Origin of the sequence: Dyella lipolytica (assembly GCF_030160075.1) — a bacterium.
GTDB lineage: Bacteria > Pseudomonadota > Gammaproteobacteria > Xanthomonadales > Rhodanobacteraceae > Dyella_B > Dyella_B lipolytica.
The window spans coordinates 283,399-309,590 of sequence record NZ_BSNQ01000009.1; the positions used below are offsets into that span (position 1 = coordinate 283,399).

Genomic DNA, 26,192 nt, shown 5'->3' on the forward strand with positions numbered 1-26,192 from the left:
CCGTCTTGTGCTGCATGGATATTTACAAAAAGTGAATATTTAGTGCAAATGACTTCTGGCATAGACAAGATAAGAATCTTTCCTATGGGGGAATTGCCTCTGAATTCCGTTTGTGACTCGTGTTAGAGCTCGCTTTGGAGGAAAGTCCCTCGGCTCGAAAGCTAGTCGTGCTCCATGCGGGAATGACGTCGGCGCGATGCCGCGGTTACTGACAACGGTAACTGGATTATCGATGTGCATGGTTGGCAGATTGCTGATCCGGTGGCATTGAAAATGCATGCTCTATCAGCCTCATTTCATCGAATGCAAAAAGCCCCGCTAATGCGGGGCTTTTTTTGTGCATCCTTTTAAGTTGTCTTGTGCAGCAGCATCTGGATTCGTTACAGATGGCCCTGCGTCAGCTCATCGGCCAATCGCGGCAGGTTGTAGACCTTGCGCACGGCCTCGACCAGCGCGGCGGTGTCGACGGCTACCGCACGGTTGTTGCTGCCGTCGTAGACGAAATCGCCGCCGAGCGAATGGATGTTGCCATCGAAGATCAGACCGACGGCGTGCCCCTGGCGATCGATCACAGGGCTACCCGAGTTACCGCCAATGATGTCGTTGTCGGTGACGAAGTTCATCGGTGTCGACAGGTCCAGCTTGTCTTGTGCCTTGATCCAGCTATCCGGGAGCTTGAAGGGATCGGCACCCGTGGCGCGCTTGTACAAGCCATCGAAGTGAGTAAAAGGCGGCACCGGTTCGCCGTTTTCATTCCAGCCCACAACTTTGCCGTAGGAGAGACGTTGCGTGAAGGTTGCGTCCGGATAGCTGGACATGCCATCGCGATCGAAACGTGCTTTCGCAATCGCCTCGTCGGCCTTGTCGGTGGGCGCCTTCACTTCGTCTTCGTAGGCTTTGCGAATCTTGCGCGATTCCGGATCGATCTGTCGTGCCAGCTCGATCATCGGATCGTTGGAAGCCTCGATGGCTTTCTCGCCACCATCCCATAGCTGCTTACGCACCGCGGCATCGCCAAGCTTGGTGCCGCCGACCAAATGTTGTGCGAGCTGATCAGGCGATTGTTTGCCGAGTACTTCATGCACGGTCGAATCGTCTGCACCGAGCGCCTGCCGCAACTTGCCCAGCGACCAGGCCAACATGTTTTCTTCAAACTGCGGATAGAACGGAACGTCGGATTCCACCTGTTGCTGCACAGCCGGGAGATTCGCATCGCGGAATTCAGGCAGGCGATCAGCATCTGGCTTGTTGCGTTCGGCAGCGGCGCGAACCAGGGTGCGGGCATCGCTAAACAGTTGCCCGGTCTGGTCACCGAATCCAAGGCCCGCCTCCAATTGCATGAAGCGCACCTGCAGATCCTTCGCACGCTGTTGCGCGCGTGCTAGATCCGCCCAAGGATCGCCATATTTGGCGCGCCGCGCCGGCGTCGCCGCCATCCACTGCCGCAGCGATGCATCCTGCTGCTGTTTGTGCTGGATGAACTGCTCGTCGTTCAAGGTCTGCAGCCAGCCGTCGTAAACTTTGATGGCGTTTTCGATGCCGAACTGCAATTCCTGTGATTCCTTGGTTTGCTGGGCACCGCCGCGGCTGTATTGCCACAACACACCGCGCACCTCGGAAAGCAGCGCATAGATAGGTATGAGACGGTAATCGCGCAGCGCGGACAATTGGCTCCAGGTCAAACCGCGCCGCGTCGAGCCGGGATTGCCCACGACAAAGGTCATGTCGCCCGCTTTCGGTCCCTGCGTATCGAATTTGAAGAATTGCGGCGTGTTCGCCGGCTTGCCGTCGACATAGGCGCGAAAGAACGTCACGTCCAGGTCATAGCGCGGAAAATTGAAGTTGTCCGGATCGCCGCCGAAGAAAGCGATGCTCTGCTCCGGTGCGAAAACCAGGCGCACATCTTGGTAACGGCGGTACTTGTACAGCGCATAGCTGCCACCGTTGTAGAGGGTGATGACATCGCAACGCCAGGTCTTGGCATCGCCGTTGACGCAGCCCTTCTCCAGCGTGCTGTCGATTTCGTGTTCGGCCTTGATGCGGTCGGCACCGCTCTTGCCGGCCGTGGCCGCATTCACCTGGCTCGTGACGTCGGTAATGGATTCGAGCTGGTTGAGCTCGACATCGGGGCATTTCGGTTCGTCCTCTTGCTTGAGGGCGACGTATCCGGCGGACATGTAATCCTCATGCCCTTTGGACAACTGGGAGAGACAGGCGTTGGCGCAATGGTGATTGGTCATCACCAGACCATTGGCCGAGACGAACGAACCGGAACATCCTTCCGCAAGCCGCAAAGCCGCGTGCTGCACCAGATCTATCCACTGCGGGCTAGGCGTAAAGCCATAGCGTTGCTGCATCTGTTTGACCGGCAAGTGATCCATGGTCCACATGCCTTCGTCCGCCATGGCCGCTCCTCCCCCCGCAACGAGTAGGCCAGCCAATGCAAAACAGAACACCTGCTTCATAGCGATCTCCTCGTGGCGGAAGGGTCCCGATGTGGCCCTTCGCAGTGCAACGGAGTATGAGATCGGCGTTACAACATAACAACGTGACCCTTGGCATGGGGGACAGTTCGACTCTTTTCCCCTCGGTGCTGTCATGACACCCGTCGGGCAAGACAATCATGCAATGACCTCAGGTCACGCCGAGTCCCTGGGCGAGATGATCGGAAAACGCCCGTACCTTCGCCGAGTGACGCCGCTCTTGCGGCGTGACGATATGGATCGGCGACAGTACCGACCAGTCGGGCAGCACGCGGACGACCTCACCACTAGCGATTTCATCTTCAAACAGCCATGAAGGTGTGTAGCCAATACCCATGCCTGCAAGGACGGACGCGCGAATGACTTCACTGCTATCGGTCTGCAGGTTGCCCTCCACTTTGATGACCCGCGCAGTACCTTCGGGATCGGCAGCACCCGGACCTGCGGCGACGCGCCAGGTGTTGCGCATGGTCGTTCCGGTGTAGACGATGCAGTTGTGTCGCTCAAGATCGTCCGGCGATTTGGGAGGCTTGATTCCCTTGGGTAAGTTGCGCAGATAGTCCCGATGCGCCACCAGCTCGCGCCGCGACATCCCAATGGGTCGAGCAATGAGACGGCTATCCGGCAATTCGCCAATACGCACGGCGACATCAATGCCACGTTCCACCAGATCGATGAAGCCGTCACTGAGTCGCAGGTCAATTTTTACTTCGCGATGCTTGGCCAAAAATGTCTGGACCAATGGCATGAGTTTGAGCCGTCCAAAACCGACCGAAGCGGCGACACGCAACCAACCCTTCAATTGCTGTTCGCCACGCTTCAGTGACGTTTCCGCTTCGGCGATCTCCCCCACCACACGCCTGACCTGCTCGAAATAGCGTTCGCCTTCTTCTGTAAGAGCGAGCGACCGAGTGGTGCGAATCAGCAGTTTCGCGCCGAGCACATTCTCAAGCGCTGCCACCTGCTTGCTCACGGCGCTCTGCGTGGTGTTGGATTCCTTGGCCACGGCAGAAAAGCTCCCCGCTTCCACCACGCGCACAAAGACCTTCATGGCTTGCAGCTTGTCCATGACGATGCCTCATTAATTCCAAATAGGAATTAATGATATATCAAATAAAGGTCTAGTTGATGTGTGTGGAATCAATCAAAGTGCTCCCAACGGCAACACACCTACCCCGCCTAAAGGAGCCACCTCATGAACACTTCCGTCGTACTCGTCACCGGCGCACTCACCGGCATCGGTCGCGCCACCGCCATCGCTTTTGCCAAGGAAGGTGCTCGCGTCGCCGTCAGCGGCCGCCGCGAAGAAGCTGGCCAAGCGCTGGCCGCAGAACTTCGCGCCATGGGTGCCGAGGCCGAATTTATCCACGCCGACGTGCGCTTCGAGGCTGATGTTCGCCAGCTGATCGAGCAGACCATTCAGCGCTTCGGCCGCATCGATGTGGCAGTCAACAACGCCGGCACCGAAGGACAGCTAGGGCCCATCACCGAACAGTCCTTGGACAACTACGAAAACACCTTCGCGACGAATGTGCTGGGCACACTCCTGTCAGTGAAACACGAGATGCGTCCCATGCTCGCCCAGGGTTCGGGTTCGATCATCAACATCTCGTCGATCGCCGGAAAGGTCGGCATCGCCGGCGCCGCCATCTATGTGGCCAGCAAACACGCGGTGGAAGGCATCACCAAGAGCGCCGCGCTTGAGGGCGCCGCGTCGGGTGTTCGTGTCAACGCCGTCGCCCCTGGCCCGGTTGCCACCGACATGCTCGAGCGGTTTGTCGGTCGCAGCGAGGAAGCCAAGTCCGGATTTCTCTCGTCGATACCTGCCAAGCGCGAAGCAACGGTAGACGAAATCGTGCAGACCATCGTGTTCCTCGCCAGCGACAAGGCGCGCTACCTCACTGGCCAGTCCATCGGTGTCGATGGCGGCTACACCGCGCAGTAATCCAACGATCTTTACACCGCTGATTCAACAACCCCCACCACCTCACGTTCCAGGAGAATCATCATGACCAAGTTCAATGTTCCCACCCGCGACGAAGTCTCCCCCGCCAACCAGGCGCTGTTCGACACCCTCAAGAAGGGCCTGGGCTCGGTTCCCAATCTCTACGCCACGCTGGCTTATTCCGAACATGCATTGGGCAACTATCTGGCCTTCCAGAATGCCAAGAGCAGTGTCACTGGCAAGGCTCGCGAAGTCGTCAATCTGGTCGTGAGCGAAGTCAACAGTTGTGAGTACTGTCTTGCGGCGCACACCGTCATCGGCAAGATGCATGGCTTCACCGATGCGCAGGTGCTCGAAATTCGCAGCGGCACGGCCAGCTTTGACAGCAAGCTCGACGCACTGGCCCGTTTAGTAAAGAGCATCGCCGTCAAGCGTGGCCACGCCGATCCTGCCTTGGTCGACGCCTTTCTCGCCGCGGGCTGGACCAAGGAGAACCTTGTGGACGTCATCGTGATCATCGGCGATAAGACGGTGACCAATTACTTGCACGGCGTGACCGGCGTGCCGGTAGATTTCCCCGTCGCTCCCAAGCTCGCAGCCTGATCGCAGAACAAAAGGCGAGTGCGCTATGAGTTTCCCCCCAGCGCATTCGCCTCATTAAATGCAACGTCTTCAAGTTTTCAACAAATGACCTATCCAGCGCAAAGTCCGCTTTGGGTCGAGAGCGGACCTTTTCGCAAAACGCTGGCAAGGCACGAGTATTCAGGCTGACTAGCAAAACTCAATCTAACCCTGGTCTCTGCCTTTTTCTTTTTGCTCGCTGCTCTGAACGGCTTTTGTGACGAAGCGCATGCAATTAACACCCATCGCCAAGCAAATAGACGTCTCATTAAGAAAAAACCGTCTAGATTGTGCATAGGGATAGCGCAAGCAGCTTCTTCTCGTCCGCACTGTCTGGAGCGGTTCCATTTCCGTTTGCGCCTCGACGGTGCGCACTAATACAAAAGGTTTCTATATCGGCCACACCGCGCGCGGTGGAGTTGGCGCTTGCCTGAGCCCAGCTGTCGCCAGCCAGTTGCTGGCTCGCCTACCTTCAGGAGCACATACATGAAACGTATGCCCGACAAGCCAGCCGCGGCGACGATACCGGGGCTGAGCGGACATTGAGGGATGTGCGCATTCCTGCCGGAAAGTACCCGAATCAAAACGAAAAGTGAGACGGAGTTCCTGCGATGTGTGCGGGTGCGCTCGGCTGTCCCGGAACCTTCACATCCAGATGGTTCAATTCGGAGCATGCCAAGGACTTTGCCATCAGCGCAGCCCGTGGCCTGTCGTGAGGGGAAATCTACAGAAATGAAATGGGTGCTGTACCAACCCTGTGTCGTCGTACCCACTCCAGGAGTTTGCACATGTCCAGTCTTCGTATGTTCCGCAAGACCATCTTGCCCGCGTCGATCGCCTTGATGGGATTCTCGCTCGCCTACGCCCAGGTTGATCCGAGCTCGAATCAGAACGCCGATTCTTTTGCGCATTCTCCGTGGCACGGCGACGGCCGCTCGCCACAAGATCGGATCCCGACGGCAACGCCGATCAAGCATCTCGTGGTGATCTTCGATGAAAACCGTTCGTTCGATCACTACTTCGGCACCTATCCCGTGGCGGCGAATCCTCCGGGCGAACCGGCGTTCAGGGCTAAGCCCTTTACGCCCGCGGTTGACGGCCTGACGCCGGCACTGCTGAACGACAATCCGAACAAGCTAAACCCCATCAACGGCGTGAATGCGGTGAACCCATTCCGACTTGATCGCACTCAGGCCAACACCGAGGGCCAGAACCATAGCTACACGCCGGAGCAACTCGCGTACGACAACGGCATCGCCGACCGTTTTCCCGCCTTCACGGGTAACAACACGGTGACCACCACCGGCGCGTTCGGTACGAATGGTCTTGTGATGGGTTACTTCGATGGCAACACCGTCACGGCGATGTGGAATTACGCGCAGCACTTCGCCATGGACGACAACGCTTATACCGACACCTACGGTCCCTCGACGCCGGGTGCGATTGCCGTGGTATCCGGCACCAACAACGGCGCCAAGGTCGTGCTCGGTTCGGCCTCGACCATCCCCGACACCCAGGGCGGCCTTACCCTGATCGGCGATACCGATCCTGCCTATGACTCCTGCTCCTCGACCAGCAACACGGTGATGATGACATCGAAGAACATCGGCGACTTGCTCAATGCCAGCCACATCACCTGGGGCGGTTTCATGGGCGGCTTCGACCTGACCGCCGTAAACGAAAACGGAACCACCGGTTGCAAGCGCAGTACCTATTCGAGCGTACTGGATGCCACCCCAACCGACTACACGCCGCACCACAACTGGTTCCAGTATTACGCAAGCACCTCGAACCCGATGCACACGCGCCCCACCTCGACGGCCCAGGTTGGCTACACGGACGACAAGGACAGCACTTCGACGCCCGTGCACCACGAATACGACGTGAACGATTTTTTCAACGCCGTGTCGTCTGGCAACTTCCCGTCGGTCAGCTATATCAAACCGCCCGCGGTGGACGATGCGCATCCGGGCAACTCCGATCCGCTGGATGAGCAGTCCTTCGTGGTGAATGTGATCAACTTCCTGGAGAAGCAACCTGATTGGGACAGCACCGCCGTCATCATTACCTACGATGACTCCGATGGCTGGTACGACCATCGCTATGCCTCGCCCACCACATCGTCCTTCGATTCGACCACTCCGGAAGGAAAGGTGGTCGGTGCCGACCAGCTCAATGCTCCGGGTGTCTGTAATGCATCGGGCGCCGCGCCGGGCGTAGGTGTGAATGGCGGTACCGTCAACGGCCGCTGCGGCCCCGGTACGCGTACGCCGTTCCTGGTGATCTCGCCTTATGCGCGCGTCAACTATGTCGATGACACGCAAATCACGCAGGCTTCGGTGGTGCGCTTCATCGAAGACAACTGGTTGAATGGCGAGCGCATCGGCCAAGGCTCGGGCGATGCCACCACCGGCAGCATCATGAACATGTTCGACTTCAACCGCCGCCGCTTCGATCTTGCGCAACCGTTGTTCCTCGATCCCAATCAGGGTACGCCGATCCACAAACGCTCGCCCTGGCATTCCTGATCACAGGCATGCAATCAGATCGTTGCCTGATTCATCCTCGCACATGGCAACTGAAGCCCATCTCTGCTCCGCGACACATCGCGGAGCAGAGAAGTTTTAAAGTCCATATCGCATCCCGTCACGTCATCGCCTTGGAGTGCCTTTGACATCGGAATCCTCGACATTGCGCATGCACGCACAGTGCAAGCGGCATCGCTTATTCAAAGTTCTGCTTGGCACGGTTTGCGCGTTCAGTTGCGTCACTAGCTACGCGTTTCTCGACAAGGCCACGACGCTGCAAAGCGATGTCGCTGACGTTAGCGGTATTAATCCGCATCCGGTCCACCTGAAACTTCCGCAGGCGAACCCGCTGAGCGCCGTTGCACAACTTGGTAAATCGCTGTTCTTCGATCCGATGCTGTCGGGCTCTGGACGGCAGTCCTGCGCCTCCTGCCACAGCCCCGCCTACGGCTACAACCCACCTAACGCGCTAACCGTGCAGCCCGGCGGCGTGGACCTGCACAAGGTCGGGTATCGGCCACCTCTATCGCTTGGCTACTTGTACCGGCAACCGCCTTTCAGCATCGGACCGGATCCAGCCGATAACGATGTGGCGCCCGACCTCAATGCGATAGCCGCATCCGCGCGCGGCAATCCGCGTGCAAGCAAGCAAGCCGGCATGGTGCCCGCCGCGCCCGCGATGGTGGCGCAAGGCGGCCTGTTCTGGGACGGCCGTGCCGATTCACTGCAACGACAGGCCTATTTGCCTTTGCTCAATCCGGTGGAAATGGGCAACACCAGCATCGATGACGTTGCCAACAAACTCGTGCACAGCCGCTACCGTCAAACGTTCGCCCTGCTGTTCGGGCCCGGCATTCTGAATGACCCGCAGCAACTCGTTTCCGAGGCGATGTTTGCCATCGGCCGCTTTCAAATCGAAGACACGTCTTTTCACCCTTTCACCAGCAAGTACGACGCTTGGTTGCAAGGACTGGCCCCACTGACACCCGCTGAAATGCGCGGACTGCGCCTGTTCAACGACCCTAAGAAAGGCAACTGCGCGGGCTGCCACCTCAGCCAACCTGGGCGCGATGGCCTACCCCCACTGTTCACCGACGCCCAATACGAGGCATTGGGCGTACCCCGCAACACAACACTGGCGTTTAACCGGGATCCGCATTACTACGATCTCGGCATCTGCGGCCCGTTCCGCAAAGACCTCGCGCGTCAAACGCAATACTGCGGCATGTTCCTCACGCCCACTCTGCGCAACGTGGATAAGCGCGCAGTGTTCTTTCACAACGGCGTCTACCACTCGCTGACGCAGGTACTCGATTTCTACAATTTGCGCAGCGTCACGCCGGCGAAGATCTACCCGCACGATGCCAGCGGCAAGCTGGACCTCTACAACGATATACCTGCCGCCTATCAAAGCAACGTGGACACCACTGATGCACCCCTCGACCGCCACGTTGGCGATCCGCCGCCGCTCACCGCCCGGGACATCCAGGACATCATCACCTTCCTCCACACACTGGACGATGGCTACCTGCGTGAGTGACAAAAGCAAAGCAAGGCGGCGCACACTGGTGAATAGACAGAATCACCACTTTTCTGCTGCCCCTGCCTTACCCAGTCAGTTATCTTCCTCATCCCCATCGACAATTTGCCGTTGGATACGGTCGAGGTAGTTATCCAGCTCCGTCACGCTGGAGAAGACGTCGCTGACGGGCACCGCTTTCACAATATCGAATACCTTGCGTACCTGAGGTTGCGGGTTGACGAGGAGAGCGTAACCACTGCGTGCTCGCATCGCCTTGCGAATCTTTGCGACGCTGCGCAGTCCAGCGCTGCTTATGTAATCCAGCGAAGAGAGATCGAGTACGACGGTGCTTCCCGTCGCCATCTGTTGCAACACCCCAACAGCCGCCTCGTCGAACTCGCCGAAAGTCATTGCATCGAGCCGGCCCTGCAAATGCAGAGTAACGCGTTGAGGCGACGAACTTTCACTACGCACACTGAAGCTCATGGTCTTACTCCGGCTTATGGGGATAGATAAAGCGCAGTTGGAGGTGATTGCCCTGCGCGTCGTGCGCGTAATTGAGGTCACTGGCCATAGCGCGCACTAGATGAACGCCGAGGCCGCCGTCGGTGTCGCGATCGGCGATGTCGCCGGTGAGCAGGATCGGAGGTGACTGCAGCGGATCGAAAGCTTGCCCGTCGTGATGCAGCTCAACCATGATGGCGCCGCTACTTAACGTCAGGCGCAAGCCAATCTGGCCCGCACGTGGCTCCTCGCGACCGTGCTGAACCATGTTGACCATCAGTTCCTCGAGCACCAATCGCACGTCATGACGAACGTCGGGATCGATGCCAGCCGAATGCAGCTCTCTATCACAGCGTTCGAGCATGTCGAACACTGCATCCATGGAAGCGTCGATAATCACGTCCAGCATTGACGCGCTCCTCCCCGGCCCAGCGTGGTGCCAGCGTAACGCAAGCACCGTGATGTCATCGGCCTGACTACGGCCTGCCGCAAAGCTCTCGACGTCGGTCACAAGATAGCCCGCGGGGTCGCCATCTTCGTTTTCTGCGTATCGAGCTAGACAGGCAAGCATCCTCTCCTGACCGTACATCTGCAAAGCATGATCGGTGGCTTCGGTGATGCCATCGGTATACATGAGCAAGTTGTCACCGGGACGCAATCGCAGACGATGCACGGGATAAGTGGCTTCCTCATCCAAGCCTAGTGCCGGACCCGTATCGAATTCCAGTAGACGTGGCACATCCCTTCCCCACAGAACCGGAGGCTCGTGACCGGCGCTGGCCATGATCAGTTGACCGCTGATGGTATCCAGCAAACCGCATAGCAGACTGACGAACATGCAACCATCGTTATTGCGGCAAAGCTCCTCATTGAGTAATTGCAGCAGTTGTTGCGGCGACTGAGCGCGTGGCGCCATGGCCTTGGCTAACGTGATCGCGCGCGCCATGAACAAGGCCGCAGGAATGCCTTTGTCCGAAACATCACCCACGATGATATAGAGACGCTGATCATGCAGCATGAAATAGCTGTACAGGTCACCGCCGACCGTTCGCGCGGGTTGAAGAACAGCATGCAGTTCGAAGTTGCTGCAACGTGCATCCAGATAGTGAGCTCCTGGGAGTAGCGCCGTCTGAATCTGTTGAGCAATCTCCAACTCGCTAGTGAGACGTTGCTGTTCGCGCGCTACCCGGGTTCGCTCGGCCAGATGTTCTGCAAGATCGAGACGCATCCGATCGAAGGCGTGTGTCAGCCTTCCGATCTCGTCGTGCTGGCGAACCTTAGGCAAGGTAAAGTCGAGCGCACCGCGAGCCACTTGCTCCGCCCGTTCTGTCAGCACGCCGAGCGGGTTCATGACACGCCGGGTAATGACGAATACCAACACCGTCATGGCCAGTAGCGCCAGCCCGCCTATACCCAGTGCGGCGAGGAAGGCGCGTTGGACGCTGGCATAGATCCAGGATTCCGGTATGGCAAGTATGAATTGCCATTGCGTGCCCTTGATGGGCGAGTGATAGATCCATACGGGATCGTCCGAGCGCGAAATCTGGGTGGTCATTTCGCGTATAGGTTTGGCGTCGGGGTGGCTGAAAACGTCAAGCAGTCCATCTTTAGCCTGCTGTCCGATCAACCCAGGGTTGTCACTCGCGAGGTAAATGCCCTGCTGATCGATGACGAAAGCCTCGCCCCCGGGAGGCTTGTTCAATCCGCTCAAAACACCCTGCAGCCAATCAAGCGTAACGTCTGCATTGAGAACACCCGTGACCTGCCTGTTAGCCAGAATGGCGACCGAGTAGTTGACCAGCTTGCGATGCCTGGACTGAGAGAAGAACGGTTGCTGCCAGCAGCCTCCTATGCAGGTCAAACCTGTGCGAAACCAAGGCCAATCCCAATAGGGGCTGGGATCTTGCAACATATCGCGACTTAGCAATGTGCCATCGTCACGCCGACTGATGAAGGGAGAGCCGCTGGTCGTCGCTGCAGCCGTCGAGTGCGGAATGTATGCCGCCGCCAAGCCTGCCAGATCAGGATTGTGCTGCATGACATCGTGGATCAGAGACTGTGCGTCATCCGGCCGTGGGCCTATGAGGCTGGCAAGCATCTGCGCACTGTTGGTGACTTTGTCGAGGCGTTGCTGGATGCGATTACCCCCATCGCTGGCCAGCGCCTCGGATTCACGATGAGTCTGTTCAAGGATTTGATGGCCCATGAATCGAAAGAGCAGCAACCCGCCGGTGACGATCACCAGCATGGTGCCAGCCAGAACCCATAGCGCCAGCCGTGAAGCAATGCCGCGTACCGCCATGCTGCCCCCTTTAAAAGGAATCTGGCCAGGCGGCCTAATCGCCCGCAAGAGAACCTGACCTCCATCGTAGACAGTTGATCCGCTTACGACCTTGAGAGTCGTCGCAAAAAAGGCGCCACCCAGGCACAAGCAACCACGCCGAATAAAGCTCAAAAAAGCGGTGCCAAAAAAGCAACGCCAGCCCTATCGAGCCACCGCCACTGACCAAAGAAAGTCTGCCCCTTTACATGCTGAGCCCCGCTCAGTGGATACCAGTTTACTCCGGTCATTTGCGCGACCTGCGCTCTGCGACACATCCTGAGATGTGCTGGCACCTTCCTTTTGGTGCCGGATCCGGCCGTAACGGCACTTTTTCTTTCCGCGTATCAGGGCATCCGCTATGGGTCGAAAGCAGACCCTAGTCATCGGTAGGACAAATTTAATCGGCCTATGACAACGGGCTTCATTGTTCTCGACGGAAAAGTTGCCCACTCACCATTGAATGCCATCGGTGTTGGGAAACCGCATCATTAAACCCCAGCCGAAATGCTGTACGCCGCCGCCAAAGCTATCATCCAGTAGCACATCAATCTCATTTCTGCCTTGTTTTAAGGGCAAATTAAACGCTCCGTTGTCAAGCGATAACCGTCCATCTGGCGTCTTGCTCGCCCCCGGGACGCCGTAGAGATTCTTATCGGCGTAGACCAGCTCGCCGTTTACAAAGACCCATGCTTCGCGTGTCCAGCCGACAGAAACGTGTTTGACCTGTGCATGCTCGGACGTCACCTCTGTCTTGAGCCAAGTCGCAATGATCGCGTTACCTTTTTGAGACTCGCCCAAGGCTGCCGTTACGTTGATAAGGCCTGTCGAATCCGCATGCAGCACGTGCTTGAACGCATCCGTAGCGGGGAGAGATTTAATAGATGGAGCGACGCCCGTGTTCTGACCTAGCTTCGCATCGAAGGTGGACGGCATGATGAATGCGTTCGACGCCAGCCAACGTGTGACGAGATGGGCGTCGCCTACGGCAAGCGATTGTTTCGGAGTTTCTGTAGGAGTGGCCGAGGCAATCGTCAGATGCGCGTAGGACGCGGGGCCGTGAAGTTTGATGGTCCCGTTGTCGAATGCGCCAACTAGAAGATTGTCTCGTGGCGCAGATACCAGCGTGCCGTTAACCCAAACGTGCATGGATCGGCCATCCACGGACAGTTTGACGTGATTCCAGACGTTAGCTCCAAAAAGCGCTCGTGCTTGGTTGTCGCCAAACAAATCCCATTCGAAGATTCCGTGGTCAAGCCGCATGTATTGAACACAGTCATCCGACGTTGCACAGTCAGCGGACGGTCTGAAATAAAGCGCCTCCCCCGTATTACCTCGCAAATGAAAAGTGAGGCCAACGTTGCCGCCCGGGGACTTCATATCGAACTCGATCGTTCCACTGGAAAAAGTCGTCGAGTTGAGTTCAGCACTGCCTCCTTGGGCGATAACGATGGCGCTCTCATCGGCCAGAAATGTAACGTTTCCTTTTGTCGTCCAGGCACTCGCAATCATGGGTGTTGAGGTAGGAGCACGACTGGTAGCTCTCAATGGCGTAGTTGAAGCAAGCGCAAGTACAGCGGCAATACTCAGCTTGAGATGCTCTGCCCGTAAAGAAATGCGGGGCGTAGATGGGACACGATCCATGATGATTTGTGCAGTAAGCGGCGCATGCCGGGGAGCCAACATAGGCGTCGGCGAGCCAAGTGAACAATACAAATGTTGTCAACTGGACTAGTTACGTCGCGAAACGGGCAAGACCTGCAACCAAATGGACGCGACTCGACGCCCCTTATCGGCTGGGGCTTCTAGCGTTCGTATTACCTCGCACGTAATTGCGGCTATTTCCACAACGGCTAATGATGTCGCCAAGCCGACGAACGCAGCCGGTCAATGTCCCCTATCCCCAACTTGTGAGATCACCATCATGAAACCGTTCCCCGTTCACACCATCGAGTCCGCACCTGAAAAGTCCCGCGCTTCGTTGGAAGCACTGCAGAGTGCTTTCGGCATGATTCCGAACATCGCGGCCGCCATGGCGACGTCGCCTGTGCTGATCGACAGCTTGGTAGGCCTTTTTGGAAAGGTCCACGGCGGAAGCTTCCCCGAAGACCAGATTCAGATCGTTTTGCTCACCGATGCCGTCGCCAATTCGAGCCGATGGGCGGTCGCTTTCCACAGCGCACTCGCTTTACAGCAAGGGATTGACGTTGCTGACGTCGACGCTATCCGCGCCGGACATCTTCCGGCCGATCCAAAACGTGCGGCATTGTCGGCCTTGGCGCGCGCCATGATCGAGAAGCGTGGCCACCTCACCCAGCAGGACATGGATCAGTTCCTGGATGCCGGCTTTGACAAGGCGCATTTGCTCGAAGTCATCGCGATCGTCGCGGCATCCACGATCACCAACTACACTGCCACCATCACGAACCCGCCACTCGAAGAGGCTTTCAAGCAACACACTTGGGCGCGTGGTTGATAGCCTTTCACCGCTGGCTCGCTGCACCCCTGCACATCGCAGTGGGTGCAGTTTTTGCCGATACGTGCCCTTGCACTTACCTCGTTCTAGCTCTCTATTGGACAGACAAGAAGAGCTGATCGCTGGCAACGCACTTCGGAACTCCCATGAGCACACCTAAGAACCCCCAAGACTCGTCCCACAATGAACTAGGTCGCCTACTCCGTCATTGGCGCGACATTCGCCGTAAAAGCCAAATCGAGCTTTCGCTCGATACCGGCGTATCGCAGCGACATATCAGCTTCATCGAAAGTGGACGCAGTGCGCCAAGCCGGCCAACGCTGATCAACATTGCCCAGGCACTGGATGTGCCATTCCGCGACCGCAACGCATTGCTGATGGCGGCTGGCTTTGCGCCGGTCTACAAGGAAGACGCCTGGAACGCCGAAGAAATGAGCAGCGTAACGCGCGCGATCGAACGCATCCTTCTTCACCATGAACCGTTCCCAGCTCTCGTGATGGATCGCTACTGGAACGTGTTTATGAGGAACGCGTCAGCCTCACGCTTTTTCAACGCATTCATCGACCTCGAAGCACGCCCCGAACCTCGCAACATGCTCCACCTCATGTTCGACCCGACAGGCATGCGCCCATTTATCGTCAATTGGGAAGAGACGTCCAAAGCGTTGATCCAGCGCATCCATCGGGAGGCGGTGGGCCACACGCTGGATGAGCGCGCCCGCGAGCTCTTAGCGTCGCTGCTTGCCTATCCAAACGTCGATCCCACCCTTCGCATCATCGAAGCCTCGGGGCATGAACCCACACTGCCGATGGTCCCGCTCAGTTTTCAAAAAGATGGGCAGGTGCTGCGCTACTTCTCCATGATCACCACGGTTGGCACGCCGCAGACCATCACTACGCAAGAGCTACGCATCGAGTCGATGTTTCCCGCTGACGAAGCCACTGAGGATGCTCATCGCCGGTTGATAGAACATCCAGGCAAAGGCCGGCGCTGAAAGTACGCCGCCGCGATCTTACTGAGTATCGCTGAGCTGCTACTTGTGGAATATGGAGGCCATTGATCACGCCCCTCGCTCGACCCACTGAGCACGCCAAGCAGGCGCGGCGAACGGATCGGCGAAGTATTGAGTCTCGTGCGCCACCTTTCCATCCCGGAACTCCATGATGCTCACGGTGTACGCGGGCTTGCCCTCGTAGGTAATCACATACTCGGTAACCCAGAGATTGCCCTCTCCTGCGATACGCCGGATCGCGAACCCCGACGGTTTACCTGGGTGATGGCTACGAAGCGCTTGCAGGTTATGCCGGCCGTGAATGATCTCGCCTGACTGTGGGTACTCGCACACGGCATCATCGTGATAGATCTCATGCTCGGCAATTTGATCACCCGCAGCGGATGCAGCCCAATGTCGATCGATGGCCATCCGGATGTTCTGCGCTTCCATCATCGGCCTCCCTATTGAGCCTGCGTGCTTGCGGCACCAACACTTGGTACGTATCTAATGCCTGAGTCAAGCGACGTGCGATACGCGTATCCGCTTGGACGGTTAAATAGGTTGCGCTTAGCCTAGCTGGCACACAAGTGCTCGCGTAGTCTGTGGGTGTTGTGTCGACCGGCTGAAGTCGCAACCCAAAACGGACACCGCTGAGCGATCCCGATTAAAACCAAAGCCGGCATAGCGTTTGATTCATCTTGTGGTAAAGATAGCCTTTAAAGAAAGTGCGTTAAGGGAACCAGGGGGAATTCATGATGAAAGCAACCGCATTCGCGGTGTTGGCCATTGCGGGCTTGTCACTGGCTGCGCCAGCCTCCGCGCAAAAGACGCCAGTAAAGCCGCAAATTATCGACGACCCGGCCTACACCAAACCTCAGCAACTTGTAGATATCGGAGGCGGCCGACGCCTCAATCTTTATTGTCGCGGCGACGGCTCGCCTACCGTGGTGTTTGATACGGGCCTGGGCGCTTCCACTGTCGCTTGGGGCCTGGTCCAGCCGACTATTGCCAAGAAATATCGAGCCTGCTCGTACGACCGTGCCGGGATTGGCTTCAGCGATGCCGCTACACGACCGAGCGACGCCCAAAACGACGCCGAAGATCTACACGCGCTATTGCATGCCGCTCATGTCGATCCGCCCTATATCCTGGTCGGGCACTCCGCCGCCGGCATGGCTGTGCGCGTTTTTGCTGATCGGTATCGCGACGAAGTGGTCGGCATGGTCATCGTCGACGGCTCGCATGAAGACCAGTCCAACCGCGAATGGGCCATCGATCCGCCCGGCGGCAAAGCGCGATGGGATACCAGCCTAAAAGACACAAGCTGCCTGGATGCCGCAAAGAATGGCGCGATTGCCAAAGGCAGCCCGGCCTACAAGAAATGCGTGGGGGATGCCGATCCGCGTTATAGCCAGGCCATCAACGATGCCATCTTGAAGTACGGCGCAATGCTCAAATGGCAAGCGGCCATCGCCTCCGAGTTTAAGAGCGTCTTCTACGCTAGCGCGGAAGAGACACGCGCCACCCGCAAGGATTTCGGCGACATGCCCATCATCGTGCTGACGCATGCGCCGTATCCGCGCAATAAGGATTGGACGCAGCAGATGCAAGACCAACATACGCTGGTATGGGAAGACATGCACAACCAGGTCGCCGCGATGTCGACTCACGGCGTCAATGAAATCGTGCCGCGCTCGGGTCACCTCATTCAGCTCGATCGGCCCGAAATCGTGATCGATGCGATCGAACAAACCATCTCAATCGCCAATGACGAAGCTCAGCAATCCATGGTGACATCGAGCAAATAGTTACGTGTGGCTTAGTCAGTCATTGGGTCGGCTGTCACCGTAACTGATAGCCGAATGTCCCCTTCCGACCCGAAGCGGACATTTTTTAACTAGCGAACACAATTATTAACTCAATCGGATCAACCCAAACAGGGAGTGGGCATGGAAACCATTTGTGAGGCTTGTGGCTATCAAAGGAAACCGACTGATCAGGCACCTGATTGGCAATGTCCTTCTTGTGGCAAGGCGTATGCGAAGACCTCGCATCATTCGCAAGGGTCATTTTCGGGCTACGCACAGAGCTCCGTCTCTGAGTCGGGCAACAGACTGGACGAAGTGCCTGCCTACCAGCAACAGCCGAGCGACTCTGCTTATAGCGAAACAGAGAAAACCAGTACGAAGTATGCATGGGTCTTTGGCGCTGTTTTCGGGATCTTCGTTATCTGGGGTATCCCGATTCTCAGCAATCCGTCGTCAGCATCCGCCATCCTGCTGCACGGCGACGTTGGATTTGTATGTATCGCCCTTCTCGCGATCATGGGAGTCGTTGTTGTCACTAGGCGCCTAAGCGCGAAAGTCGACCTCAATGATCCCATGTCCAAATTTGCATTTTTTGCCAAATTTCTCGCACTGTTTTGCACGGTATTTTTTGTCCTCATGGCCATTTGGCTACGCAACCAAGAACGCACTGAGGTCAAAATCCAGCTCAATGGTCAACGAGCGATGGCGGATGTCGTCCGCATCTATACGGGATCCTGCGGAAAACGTTCTTGCAGCATAAATGTGGAATATGCGTTTACGCCGACGTCTGAAACGAGCGGAGTATCGCAACCTATACATGGCTATGCCCAGCTTGGAACAAGCAACCGTCCAAATGACCCCGATGTCGTTTATGCCAAGACAAATCAGCATGTCCCCATCGCCTATGAAGTTGATCATCCTCAAGTATCGGCACTGAACTTCAATGACGATGTTTTTCGGATCGATCATGGCGAACAGTACCGCCGTACCCTCGCCTTATTTGGCGAGATTTTCTTGGGGATCTTTCTGATAGGGCTCGCAGCAGGGGGCCTTAGCTATTGGTTGAATTCGGGCAAACAACCCAATCCCGATTGAGTTGCGACGTCAGGACACTGCCAGCCTGCGACTGTTTGGCTACACTGGCGCCACGCGGGCGGCCCTGGGGAGCAGGTTGGTCGAACCGTATAACGCATCGTGTGCAATCAGGGGATAAAACATGAGGAATGGACGTGCGCGCGCCTTGGCGGCCGCGCTGTGTTTATTGATGCCTGCCGTCGTCGCAGCCGGCGACCCAGTGTCGGTGGAAGCTTTCGCGCATCGAGGCGGTTTTTCGATGCCCAGGCTTTCGCCCGACGGAAAGTATCTCGCCGTAGCCCTTGAGCAGGGCGAAGACCACTCCGTGCAGATTTACCATCTCGACGACATGCACCATCCGAAAAATCTGCGACTGCCCTTTCACCAGCTTCCGTACGACATCGAGTGGGCGGGACCCGAACGCCTGGTGGTCGAACTGGCTAAATTCGTGGGCACGCTCGATCACCCGGAACGGCAGGGCGAAATCATCGCCGCCAACGCGGACGGCAAGCGGATCCTACCGATGTTCATTCGCGAAGAGGCCCAGGCCGGGCGCGGCGGCCTGCAGTACACGGCCGACAACGGTTATGCCACCATCGCCAGCTTGCCTTCGAAAGCCAACGGTCACTTCTACATGCAGACGTACATGTGGAACGACGAAAAGAACACCTGGCTGTACGACGTCAATGCCGACAACGGCGTCCGCCACCTGATCGGCCAGATCAATGTGGGTGACATGGACTTCACCCTGGATCCAGACGGCAAGGTGCGCTACGCGCAAGGCTTGGACTTATCCGCTAATTACGTCGTCTATCGCATGCAGAACGACCGGTGGGTGTCGCTTGCCGACGGCGAACACGGCGACCGCTTCGAACCCATTACCTTCTCGCAAGACAAGCAGCATCTGTATGCACGCACCAGCGTCAAAGGCGGCCCGTTGTCGCTCGTGCAAACGAATGCGGACGGTACCCAATCGCAGCTGCTGGCCAAGGACGACTTCGGCAGCGTCGGCTACGTGCAATGGACGCCGCAAAACGAACCGATCTCCGCTTCGCCCGTTACCGGCATTCCGACGTCGATCGTTATCAACGGCGACCAGCCGCTGTCTCAGATTTATCAAGTACTGCTCAGCAAATTTCCAAACCAGTTCGTTAGTTTCTCCAGCTTCAGCGAAGACGGAACCATCCTGATTTTCAAGGTCAGCAGCGATCGCGACCCTGGCACGTATTACCTGTTCGACATGAAAGCCAGGACGGTGGCGAAATTATTCTCAGAGAACGCAAGCATCGATCCCGACAAGATGGGCTCGCGTGTGCCCATGCATTTCATTGCCAGTGACGGCATGCCGCTGGAAGCGATTCTTACCGTGCCGCACGGTGCCACCATGAACAACCTGCCCATGGTGCTGTTGCCGCACGGTGGCCCGTTCGACATCAGCGACACCTGGTTTTTCGACACCGATGCGCAGTTCCTCGCGAGCCGCGGCTATCTGGTCCTGCAAATTAACTATCGCGGATCGGGCGGTCGCGGCCCTGGGTTCGTCGATGCCGGATACGGCAAATGGGGAACGCGCATTCAGCAGGATCTGATCGACGGTGTGAAGTGGGCCGAAGCGCAACACTATGGCGACCCTAAGCGTGTCTGCGTCTTTGGCGGCAGCTTTGGCGGCTATTCGGCGATGATGACCGTGATCCGCGCGCCGGGCCTTTTCAAGTGCGCGATCGGTGAGGCTGGCATCTACGATCTGGCCATGATGTACGACAAGGGCGACATCAAGGAGCGGACGATCGGAAGAAGTTACCTGGAGCAAGCCATTGGCAAGGATCCGTCCGAACTCGCAGCCAATTCACCCGACAAGCTCGCCGACAAGATCGACGTGCCCGTGCTATTGATTCACGGCGAGGCAGACGAACGCGCGCCCTATGCACAGGCCAAGGCGATGCGCGCCGCATTGGAGGCCGCGCACAAGCCTTACGAATGGCTGATCAAACCAAACGAAGGGCACGGTTTCTACAAGGAAGAGAATCGCGTGGACATGTACAACCACGTGCAGAGCTTTCTCGAAAAAAACATCGGGCCTGGCGTGCAAGCGAACTAACGGTCTGAAACGATTCCCTCCGCTTTGGGTTGCTGATGCCGCAACCCAAGGCGGACAGTTCGGTCCAGGCCTGTGTGCACATATGTAGTTAGTCAGATGTCTGGAAATCTTCATGTCCCAGTCAAGTGATCCACTTGGCGCTATCGTGGACGCCTTGACCCTGTCGCCGAGCATCAAAGTCTGCTTAACCTTGTCCCCTCGATCGATTCATCGAGTGCCTCACTGCAATCATCCCGCAGCAACGCCAAGCAATGTCGATGCAACCAAGATCGCGAGGACAAGAGCAGAGATCAGAGCGAAGTCGAATTCACGGCGGAAAAGAAAGCACACACCCATCGTCGCGACGCGGAGGGTCGGGAGCGCAATCAACAGGACGATTCCGGTTGAGACAAGTCGATCAGCTCCCGATCGTGCGCTTGCGCCAAACATGCGCAGCACCATCCCGATCGCGATGAGCCAGCATGACGCCCCGCTTCCACGGCTCAGGAGCCACGCCAGGCGGCCGTCCAATCGATCAGCAGCGCTGCATGTCGGCGTCGTCATGCCGCAAAGACTCTGCGTACGCCCACCGCTGCGAAAACCATCTGAATCGCCAGGACCAGCAGCGCGACTACGAAGACCAAGCGAAGTTTGTTCGGCGAGACGAACACCAGGAGGCGTGCGCCCAGAAGCGCACCGACGACCGACCCCAGGGCGACAGGGCCCGCGATCGCCGGCACGATCGCGCCGCGGATGAAATAGGCGCCCGCGCTCGCGGCTGCCGTTACACCGATCATGAAGTTCGACGTCGCGGACGAGACCTTGATCGGCAAGCGAAGTGCGGTGTCCATGGCCGGGATCTTTAGTACACCGCTGCCGATCCCAAGTAGCGCGGACAGCAGCCCGGCACCGTACATCAGGGCGAGGCCCGCCGGCAGGCGCTCGACCCGATAGGCCACGTCGCCGCCGATGGCGCGGTCCGGATAGACAGAGTCCAGCCGGCGCACCCACCCATCGGTCGGTCCGCCATCAGGATGCGCAGTGGCGTTCCCTCGGCGCATCAGCATCTGCCAAGCGGAAACCAGAAGCACCATGGCGAATACCGCATAGAGAACGGGAACCGAAACGACTCCGGAAAGCAGCACGCCGGTCGCGGCTCCGAGGGTGGTCGCTGTCTCCAACACAATCGCGAGCCGCACGTTCGTAAGACGCTCCTTGAGGAACGACGCAGCACTACCGCAGGAACAGGCGATCACGGAAACGACGCTGGAACCAATGGCGACACGAACATCCACACCCGCGATGAGGGTCAAGATGGGGACGATGAAGATGCCGCTGCTCATTCCAAGCGCCCCACCCAGGGCACTCGCACCGACCGAGATACAAAAGAGTCCCGGAACAGAAGTTGCCAGCACGTCTATCTCACTTCTGGGTATGTGAGACGCGGCGTCGCGCCAGGCGTGTCTTGAACCGAATGTAGTCGCCTCGGTAATACAGCCTTTCGTGGTCGACGGCGCGATGTCCCGAGGTGTAGGAAGTGCGTTCGATCAAGAAGATCGGACTGCCGACAGGAATTTCCAGCGCCATCGCAACGGTGGGATCAGCCACGGTGGCTTCCAGAACATATTCAGCCTCGACCAGCGGCGTGTCGTATCGCTCTTCCAGCAGAGTGAAGATGGGCTCGTTGGCGAGGTCATCGGTCATCACCCTGCGGCCGAGTTCCTCCGGCAGATAGGTCTCGTCGAACGAGAGCGGCACGCCATCTGATAATCGCACGCGCCGGATTTGCACCACCGTTGTCCCTGCAGGAAGTGCAAGCTTGTCTGCGACGAGCGAGGTGGCTGGAACAATCTCTCGACTGAGCACGCGGGCTGTGGGCGTTCGGCCCAAGGCCCGCATATCCTCGACGAAGCCGGTCAACTCTGCGAGTTCTTGAACCATTCTCGGCGAGGCCACGAATGTCCCTCGACCACGCCGGATTTCCACCAAGCCCTGCCGCACGAGGTTCTGAATCGTCACGCGGACGGTGGTCCGACTCACGCCAAACTCGCGGCTCAGTTCCTCTTCCGATGGAAGTTGCGTTCCAACAGGCATCGCACCGCTCGAAATGCGAGCTGCGAGAACATCTTCGATCTGGGCGTAAAGCGGCAGACGCGTTGAAGGGCTTTCGGACATGCTGAGACGCAACCTCTTTGGGGTGTCGACGAATATCTAGTTGGGCACCTGCTTGGCGTCAGCGGAAAGCGTGGCGGGCATGGCAGAAACTCAGTTTATTCGAAGACGAATAACCGTTTTCGGCAGGGATGCCAAAAACAAGACGAGGCAAACACAAAGAAGCACGATGTCCTTGTATAGAAATTCTCCGGCAAGGTTCCACGCGATGGGGTCCGTGGACAGGCTCCATGTCACGACGCCTGGTGTCGTGAAGAAAAACGACCAGGTGATCATGAACGTGCCGACACCCATCAAGGAGCCGAGGGCCGACAGAACGGGGACGAATGCTCCAGCAGCAAGCAACACTGCCGTTGTCAGCTCGACAACACCAAGCACATTCGCCTCACCCCGAATTCCGAATATGGATAGCCAGGAAACAAACGGGCTGTTGGCGATATACACGGCGATGCCATGTGCCGATTGCGGCGTGAATTTCTGTATGCCGAACGAAATAAAAATCAGAACCATCACCCATCTGAGAATGGCCAGCAGCCAATAGGAGCCTTCGCCCCGCTCGGCGATGTTGAACTCTTTAAGCATACGTATCCTCTTCTTTCGTCTGCCGCCGCGCAGATACTGCGGGCAAGGTATTCAGGTCGATCCTGCGCCAACGGTCCTGTGATTCGGTCTTCACGCAGACAGTTGGGCGTCCGCAAACCATCCGACCCGGAGGGATGGGCGTATCACGGCGGTCCTTTATCTGTATGGGCACATCATGACATCATGATGTCTCTATGTCAAACGTATCCATGCCAGGCGGTGCTCTCGGGTCTTAGACGAGTTGAGAGCAAAACCATGTCCGCTTTCGACCCCTGGCAGACATCTCATAGCCTGGCTCTAACCGCCTTTGCCCGTCCGTATATTTAGGTAGTTAGGCATCACTCGACACCCCAGGAGCCTCCTGTGCCATGAAATACTTCTTCTGCAAATTGATTCCTCCCCGCGCCACCTTCGCTCAAGACATGACTCAGGCGGAGCGGGCCCTCATGGGTCAGCACGTCGCGTACTGGCAAGACCTGATGCACAAGCAAAAGGCTCTCGCGTTCGGACCTGTGGCAGATCCTCAAGGCGGCTACGGCATTGGGATCATTGCCGCGAGCAGTGACGCTGAGATGGAGATACTTCGCGAGAACGATCCAACCATCAAGGCGAATGAGGGCTTTCGGTTCGAAGCTCTGCCGATGCCGCGGTTGATGAGCCCCTTAGTCACCCAGTGACGCTGGCGCCGCCGAACAATTTGCTGCAGTTGACCGTCATCCCACTACGCGGGCTGCCGGCAGCTGAGCTTAAGCGTTGAACGTCTGTTTTCGACCCGAAGCGGACACTGCGGAGCTAAACGTTTTTCGGATCGTACGCATCACAGTGCCTCTTGCTGTCAGGCGACAAGGAATTCTGCATGACACGTTTTCGTTCCGTACTTACGGTCGTATCGATTCTCAGCTCGTTAATAGCCACCACCGCACCCGCCGCTCCACCGGAATCGCTTCCGGCATCGGCATACACGCATCCGCAAGAACTCGTCGTCGTGGCACCCGGCCGGCGGCTCAACGTTTATTGCCTCGGTGAAGGCTCGCCAACGGTGCTTTTCGATGCTGGGCTGGGTGACGGCACAATGGGTTGGCGCGCGGTGCAAGGTGAGATTGCCAAGACGACGCGCGCATGCACTTATGATCGGGCCAACTATTTTTTTAGCGACACCGTCGATCGGCGCGCGACAGCGCAAGCGGCCGTCGAGGATATGTTGGCGCTAATCGATCACGCCAAGCTGGGTGATCGCGTGATCCTAGTTGGACATTCTCGCGGTGGATTAAATGTCCGTCTGTTCACCTACGAACATGCCAATCGTGTCGCAGGGTTGGTATTGGTTGACCCCACCGTCACAGAGAAGCTGTCTTCGGCAGCGACCGCATACTATGTTCACAAATACGAAAACTATCTCGCGCGAGGCCAGCAATTGGAAAATTGCTGGCACGCGGCGCAGCAGCACGCATTGCAACCTGAGGGCGCGGACTCCTTGAAGTGCCTGGACGACTTCGGCGCCCAGCAAGATCCAAACGAACGGGTGCTGGCGCACACCATCCGAACCATGGAGACGCAACCCGCCTACCAGGCGACCCTTTTCTCGGAACGACAAAACTTGTTCTATCCCATCGACAACGACGGGGATTCGATCGACGGGCGGAGTATCGCACTGGCCGAGCACTCGCTTGGCGACCTCCCACTGGTAGTGATTTCGGCCGATTGGTTCAAGTCGATCACCTTCAAGGGCACGCCAACGGTCGAGCAAAGAGAGTTTTTGTCATGGAATAGTGAGCAAATGCGCCATATCGCCGACGAATCGACGCGAGGTCAGTTCATCAAAGTGCCGAGCCGACACTACGTCCAAAAAGAACGACCCGACGTGGTGATTGGCGCCATTGAGCATCTTATCCACTTGTGCCGTGTGCCGGCGTATCCCTAGGCTGAGAAATGAGGTGGATTCTCCAGCCAATGGAGCAGGTTTAATGTCCGCTTTCGACCCATAACGAACAGGGTGGTCGGGACCCGCTACAAACTCCCCAAAGAATTGTCGATTTCCGATCATCAGCTTCGTCGCCAGTGCATCCCAACCCAATGGAGCTCCCATGAAATACCTCGGCCTGGCCTACTTCACCCCCGAAAAATTCGCTGCGATGGCGCCGGACAACGTCAAGGATTTGATAAGCCAATGTCCGGCATTGGACGAGAAGATGCGCGCTACCGGCAAGGTTCTGGTTTCCGCGTCGCTTGGCGATCTGGACAGCTGGAAGACGCTTCGCCCACGCAACGGTAAGACGCACATCAGCGATGGGCCTTACATCGAGTCGAAGGAAGTAGTGGGCGGCCTGTTCATCATTGAGGCGGACAGCCATGACGAGGCGCTACGCATCGCATCCATGCACCCGGCTGCCACGCTGGGCGAAGCAGGCGGATGGGCCGTTGAGCTTATCCCTATGGATTTTTACCTGGCCCGATGAGGGTTGCTGTGCGCATCAATTGGGAGTGTCTGCTCTCGACCCGAAGCGGACCTTTTCCGCATTGGCTTTGAAGCAACAAGAAGAGGGAAAATGATCGATCACGTCTACATCTCCGTCACCAACATCGACAAGTCGCTGGCGTTCTACTCTGAAGCCCTGAAGCCGCTCGGCTGGCGCCTGTTCGGCAACTACGACGCCGCTTCAGGTCCCGAGAGCGTCCCGGATCTTTACGGCATTGCTGATGATGCGTATCTCAGCGGGAAGGCGGTCGGATCAAGCGTCTGGCTACGGCAACGCAAGCCCGGCGAGACCGGGCTCTACATCGGCATCGTCTGCGATACCAATGAATTGGTCGACGCTGCCTACGCGGCTGCCATCAAAGCCGGTGGCACCGACGAAGGTAAACCAGCAGATCGCACCTACTTCGCCCGAGGCTACTACGCAGCTAACGTCGCCGACTTCGATGGAAACCGTATTGAGTTCGTGCACAAAGCGTGGAACCCGAAGCGGCACCCGTAGCCATCGAACAAGAAGGGATCACCTTTATCTCTTCTGTATGCTGGAACCGTATGGTCGCTAATAGTCCAAGATAGGAGCGCCGCGGTGCCCCATTCGCCATGTCCGCTTCC

General features: G+C 57.5%; 23 protein-coding genes and 1 pseudogene. 14 read left to right on the forward strand and 10 right to left on the reverse strand.

Features of this window, described 5'->3' with window-relative positions; genetic code table 11:
• Positions 1-192: 192 nt before the first annotated feature.
• Positions 193-273 (forward strand): annotated as a pseudogene (locus QQL64_RS14435) (ribose-5-phosphate isomerase RpiA); the annotation flags it as partial.
• A 107-nt stretch (positions 274-380) separates the two neighbouring features.
• Here QQL64_RS14435 and QQL64_RS14440 read toward each other — a convergent pair.
• Positions 381-2,465, reverse strand: coding sequence for a S46 family peptidase (locus QQL64_RS14440; RefSeq protein ID WP_284400920.1), 2,085 nt, complete (start codon positions 2,463-2,465; stop codon positions 381-383).
• A 169-nt stretch (positions 2,466-2,634) separates the two neighbouring features.
• Entirely contained in the window at positions 2,635-3,552 is a 918-nt protein-coding gene (locus QQL64_RS14445) for a LysR family transcriptional regulator (protein ID WP_284400922.1), read from the reverse strand.
• A gap of 126 nt (positions 3,553-3,678) precedes the next feature.
• Here QQL64_RS14445 and QQL64_RS14450 point away from each other — a divergent pair, with 126 nt between their 5' ends.
• The 4 genes from QQL64_RS14450 (at position 3,679) to QQL64_RS14465 (ending at position 9,117) form a co-directional block, all read left to right on the forward strand.
• Positions 3,679-4,428 (forward strand): SDR family NAD(P)-dependent oxidoreductase, encoded by a 750-nt coding sequence (locus QQL64_RS14450; protein ID WP_284400924.1) that lies wholly within the window; start codon positions 3,679-3,681, stop codon positions 4,426-4,428.
• 63 nt (positions 4,429-4,491) lie between these two features.
• Entirely contained in the window at positions 4,492-5,031 is a 540-nt protein-coding gene (locus QQL64_RS14455) for a carboxymuconolactone decarboxylase family protein (protein ID WP_284400926.1), read from the forward strand.
• 806 nt (positions 5,032-5,837) lie between these two features.
• Positions 5,838-7,577: a phospholipase C gene (locus QQL64_RS14460; RefSeq protein ID WP_284400928.1), complete on the forward strand. Its 1,740-nt coding sequence runs from the start codon at positions 5,838-5,840 to the stop codon at positions 7,575-7,577.
• 142 nt (positions 7,578-7,719) lie between these two features.
• Positions 7,720-9,117: a cytochrome-c peroxidase gene (locus QQL64_RS14465; protein ID WP_284400930.1), complete on the forward strand. Its 1,398-nt coding sequence runs from the start codon at positions 7,720-7,722 to the stop codon at positions 9,115-9,117.
• A gap of 75 nt (positions 9,118-9,192) precedes the next feature.
• Here the strand turns inward: QQL64_RS14465 and QQL64_RS14470 are convergent, their stop codons facing one another.
• The 3 genes from QQL64_RS14470 to QQL64_RS14480 form a co-directional block, all read right to left on the reverse strand.
• Entirely contained in the window at positions 9,193-9,585 is a 393-nt protein-coding gene (locus tag QQL64_RS14470) for an STAS domain-containing protein (RefSeq protein ID WP_284400932.1), read from the reverse strand.
• A gap of 4 nt (positions 9,586-9,589) precedes the next feature.
• The gene (locus tag QQL64_RS14475) at positions 9,590-11,905 is read right to left on the reverse strand and encodes a SpoIIE family protein phosphatase (RefSeq protein WP_284400934.1); all 2,316 of its coding nucleotides are present in this window, start codon (positions 11,903-11,905) and stop codon (positions 9,590-9,592) included.
• 471 nt (positions 11,906-12,376) lie between these two features.
• The gene (locus tag QQL64_RS14480) at positions 12,377-13,435 is read right to left on the reverse strand and encodes a 3-keto-alpha-glucoside-1,2-lyase-like domain-containing protein (protein ID WP_284400936.1); all 1,059 of its coding nucleotides are present in this window, start codon (positions 13,433-13,435) and stop codon (positions 12,377-12,379) included.
• 412 nt (positions 13,436-13,847) lie between these two features.
• Between QQL64_RS14480 and QQL64_RS14485 the strand changes: the two genes are divergently transcribed.
• Together QQL64_RS14485 and QQL64_RS14490 are read left to right on the forward strand one after the other, a co-directional pair.
• Positions 13,848-14,399 carry a carboxymuconolactone decarboxylase family protein gene (locus QQL64_RS14485; RefSeq protein ID WP_284400937.1) on the forward strand — a complete coding sequence of 184 codons (552 nt, stop codon included), beginning with the start codon at positions 13,848-13,850 and terminating at the stop codon, positions 14,397-14,399.
• Between the two features lie 146 nt (positions 14,400-14,545).
• Positions 14,546-15,394 (forward strand): helix-turn-helix domain-containing protein, encoded by an 849-nt coding sequence (locus QQL64_RS14490; protein ID WP_284400938.1) that lies wholly within the window; start codon positions 14,546-14,548, stop codon positions 15,392-15,394.
• 66 nt (positions 15,395-15,460) lie between these two features.
• Here QQL64_RS14490 and QQL64_RS14495 read toward each other — a convergent pair whose 3' ends face one another.
• Entirely contained in the window at positions 15,461-15,847 is a 387-nt protein-coding gene (locus QQL64_RS14495; RefSeq protein WP_284400940.1) for a nuclear transport factor 2 family protein, read from the reverse strand.
• Positions 15,848-16,146: 299 nt separating this feature from the next.
• On the opposite strand from QQL64_RS14495, the gene QQL64_RS14500 reads away from it, so the two are divergent.
• The 3 genes from QQL64_RS14500 (at position 16,147) to QQL64_RS14510 (ending at position 20,374) form a co-directional block, all read left to right on the forward strand.
• Positions 16,147-17,202, forward strand: coding sequence for an alpha/beta fold hydrolase (locus QQL64_RS14500; protein ID WP_284400942.1), 1,056 nt, complete (start codon positions 16,147-16,149; stop codon positions 17,200-17,202).
• A 141-nt stretch (positions 17,203-17,343) separates the two neighbouring features.
• Complete coding sequence (locus QQL64_RS14505; protein ID WP_284400943.1) at positions 17,344-18,297, forward strand: hypothetical protein; 954 nt, start codon at positions 17,344-17,346, stop codon at positions 18,295-18,297.
• Between the two features lie 121 nt (positions 18,298-18,418).
• On the forward strand, positions 18,419-20,374 hold the full coding sequence (locus QQL64_RS14510) for an alpha/beta hydrolase family protein (RefSeq protein ID WP_284400944.1): 1,956 nt from the start codon (positions 18,419-18,421) through the stop codon (positions 20,372-20,374).
• 228 nt (positions 20,375-20,602) lie between these two features.
• On the opposite strand, the gene QQL64_RS18275 is transcribed toward QQL64_RS14510, so the two are convergent.
• The 4 genes from QQL64_RS18275 to QQL64_RS14525 all read right to left on the reverse strand — a co-directional run bounded on the left by QQL64_RS18275 (position 20,603) and on the right by QQL64_RS14525 (position 23,107).
• The gene (locus tag QQL64_RS18275) at positions 20,603-20,917 is read right to left on the reverse strand and encodes a DUF1634 domain-containing protein (protein WP_404601040.1); all 315 of its coding nucleotides are present in this window, start codon (positions 20,915-20,917) and stop codon (positions 20,603-20,605) included.
• On the reverse strand, positions 20,914-21,768 hold the full coding sequence (locus QQL64_RS14515; RefSeq protein ID WP_284400945.1) for a sulfite exporter TauE/SafE family protein: 855 nt from the start codon (positions 21,766-21,768) through the stop codon (positions 20,914-20,916). Before QQL64_RS14515 ends, QQL64_RS18275 begins: the two co-directional genes overlap by 4 nt.
• Before the next feature lie 7 nt (positions 21,769-21,775).
• Entirely contained in the window at positions 21,776-22,528 is a 753-nt protein-coding gene (locus QQL64_RS14520; RefSeq protein ID WP_284400946.1) for a GntR family transcriptional regulator, read from the reverse strand.
• Between the two features lie 90 nt (positions 22,529-22,618).
• Entirely contained in the window at positions 22,619-23,107 is a 489-nt protein-coding gene (locus QQL64_RS14525; RefSeq protein WP_284400947.1) for a DUF417 family protein, read from the reverse strand.
• A gap of 368 nt (positions 23,108-23,475) precedes the next feature.
• Between QQL64_RS14525 and QQL64_RS14530 the strand changes: the two genes are divergently transcribed.
• The 4 genes from QQL64_RS14530 (at position 23,476) to QQL64_RS14545 (ending at position 26,082) form a co-directional block, all read left to right on the forward strand.
• On the forward strand, positions 23,476-23,784 hold the full coding sequence (locus QQL64_RS14530; RefSeq protein ID WP_284400949.1) for a YciI family protein: 309 nt from the start codon (positions 23,476-23,478) through the stop codon (positions 23,782-23,784).
• A gap of 152 nt (positions 23,785-23,936) precedes the next feature.
• Positions 23,937-25,028 carry an alpha/beta fold hydrolase gene (locus tag QQL64_RS14535; protein ID WP_284400951.1) on the forward strand — a complete coding sequence of 364 codons (1,092 nt, stop codon included), beginning with the start codon at positions 23,937-23,939 and terminating at the stop codon, positions 25,026-25,028.
• A gap of 163 nt (positions 25,029-25,191) precedes the next feature.
• Positions 25,192-25,563, forward strand: coding sequence for a YciI family protein (locus QQL64_RS14540; RefSeq protein WP_284400953.1), 372 nt, complete (start codon positions 25,192-25,194; stop codon positions 25,561-25,563).
• 90 nt (positions 25,564-25,653) lie between these two features.
• On the forward strand, positions 25,654-26,082 hold the full coding sequence (locus QQL64_RS14545) for a VOC family protein (protein WP_284400954.1): 429 nt from the start codon (positions 25,654-25,656) through the stop codon (positions 26,080-26,082).
• The last annotated feature ends 110 nt before the right edge of the window (positions 26,083-26,192 follow it).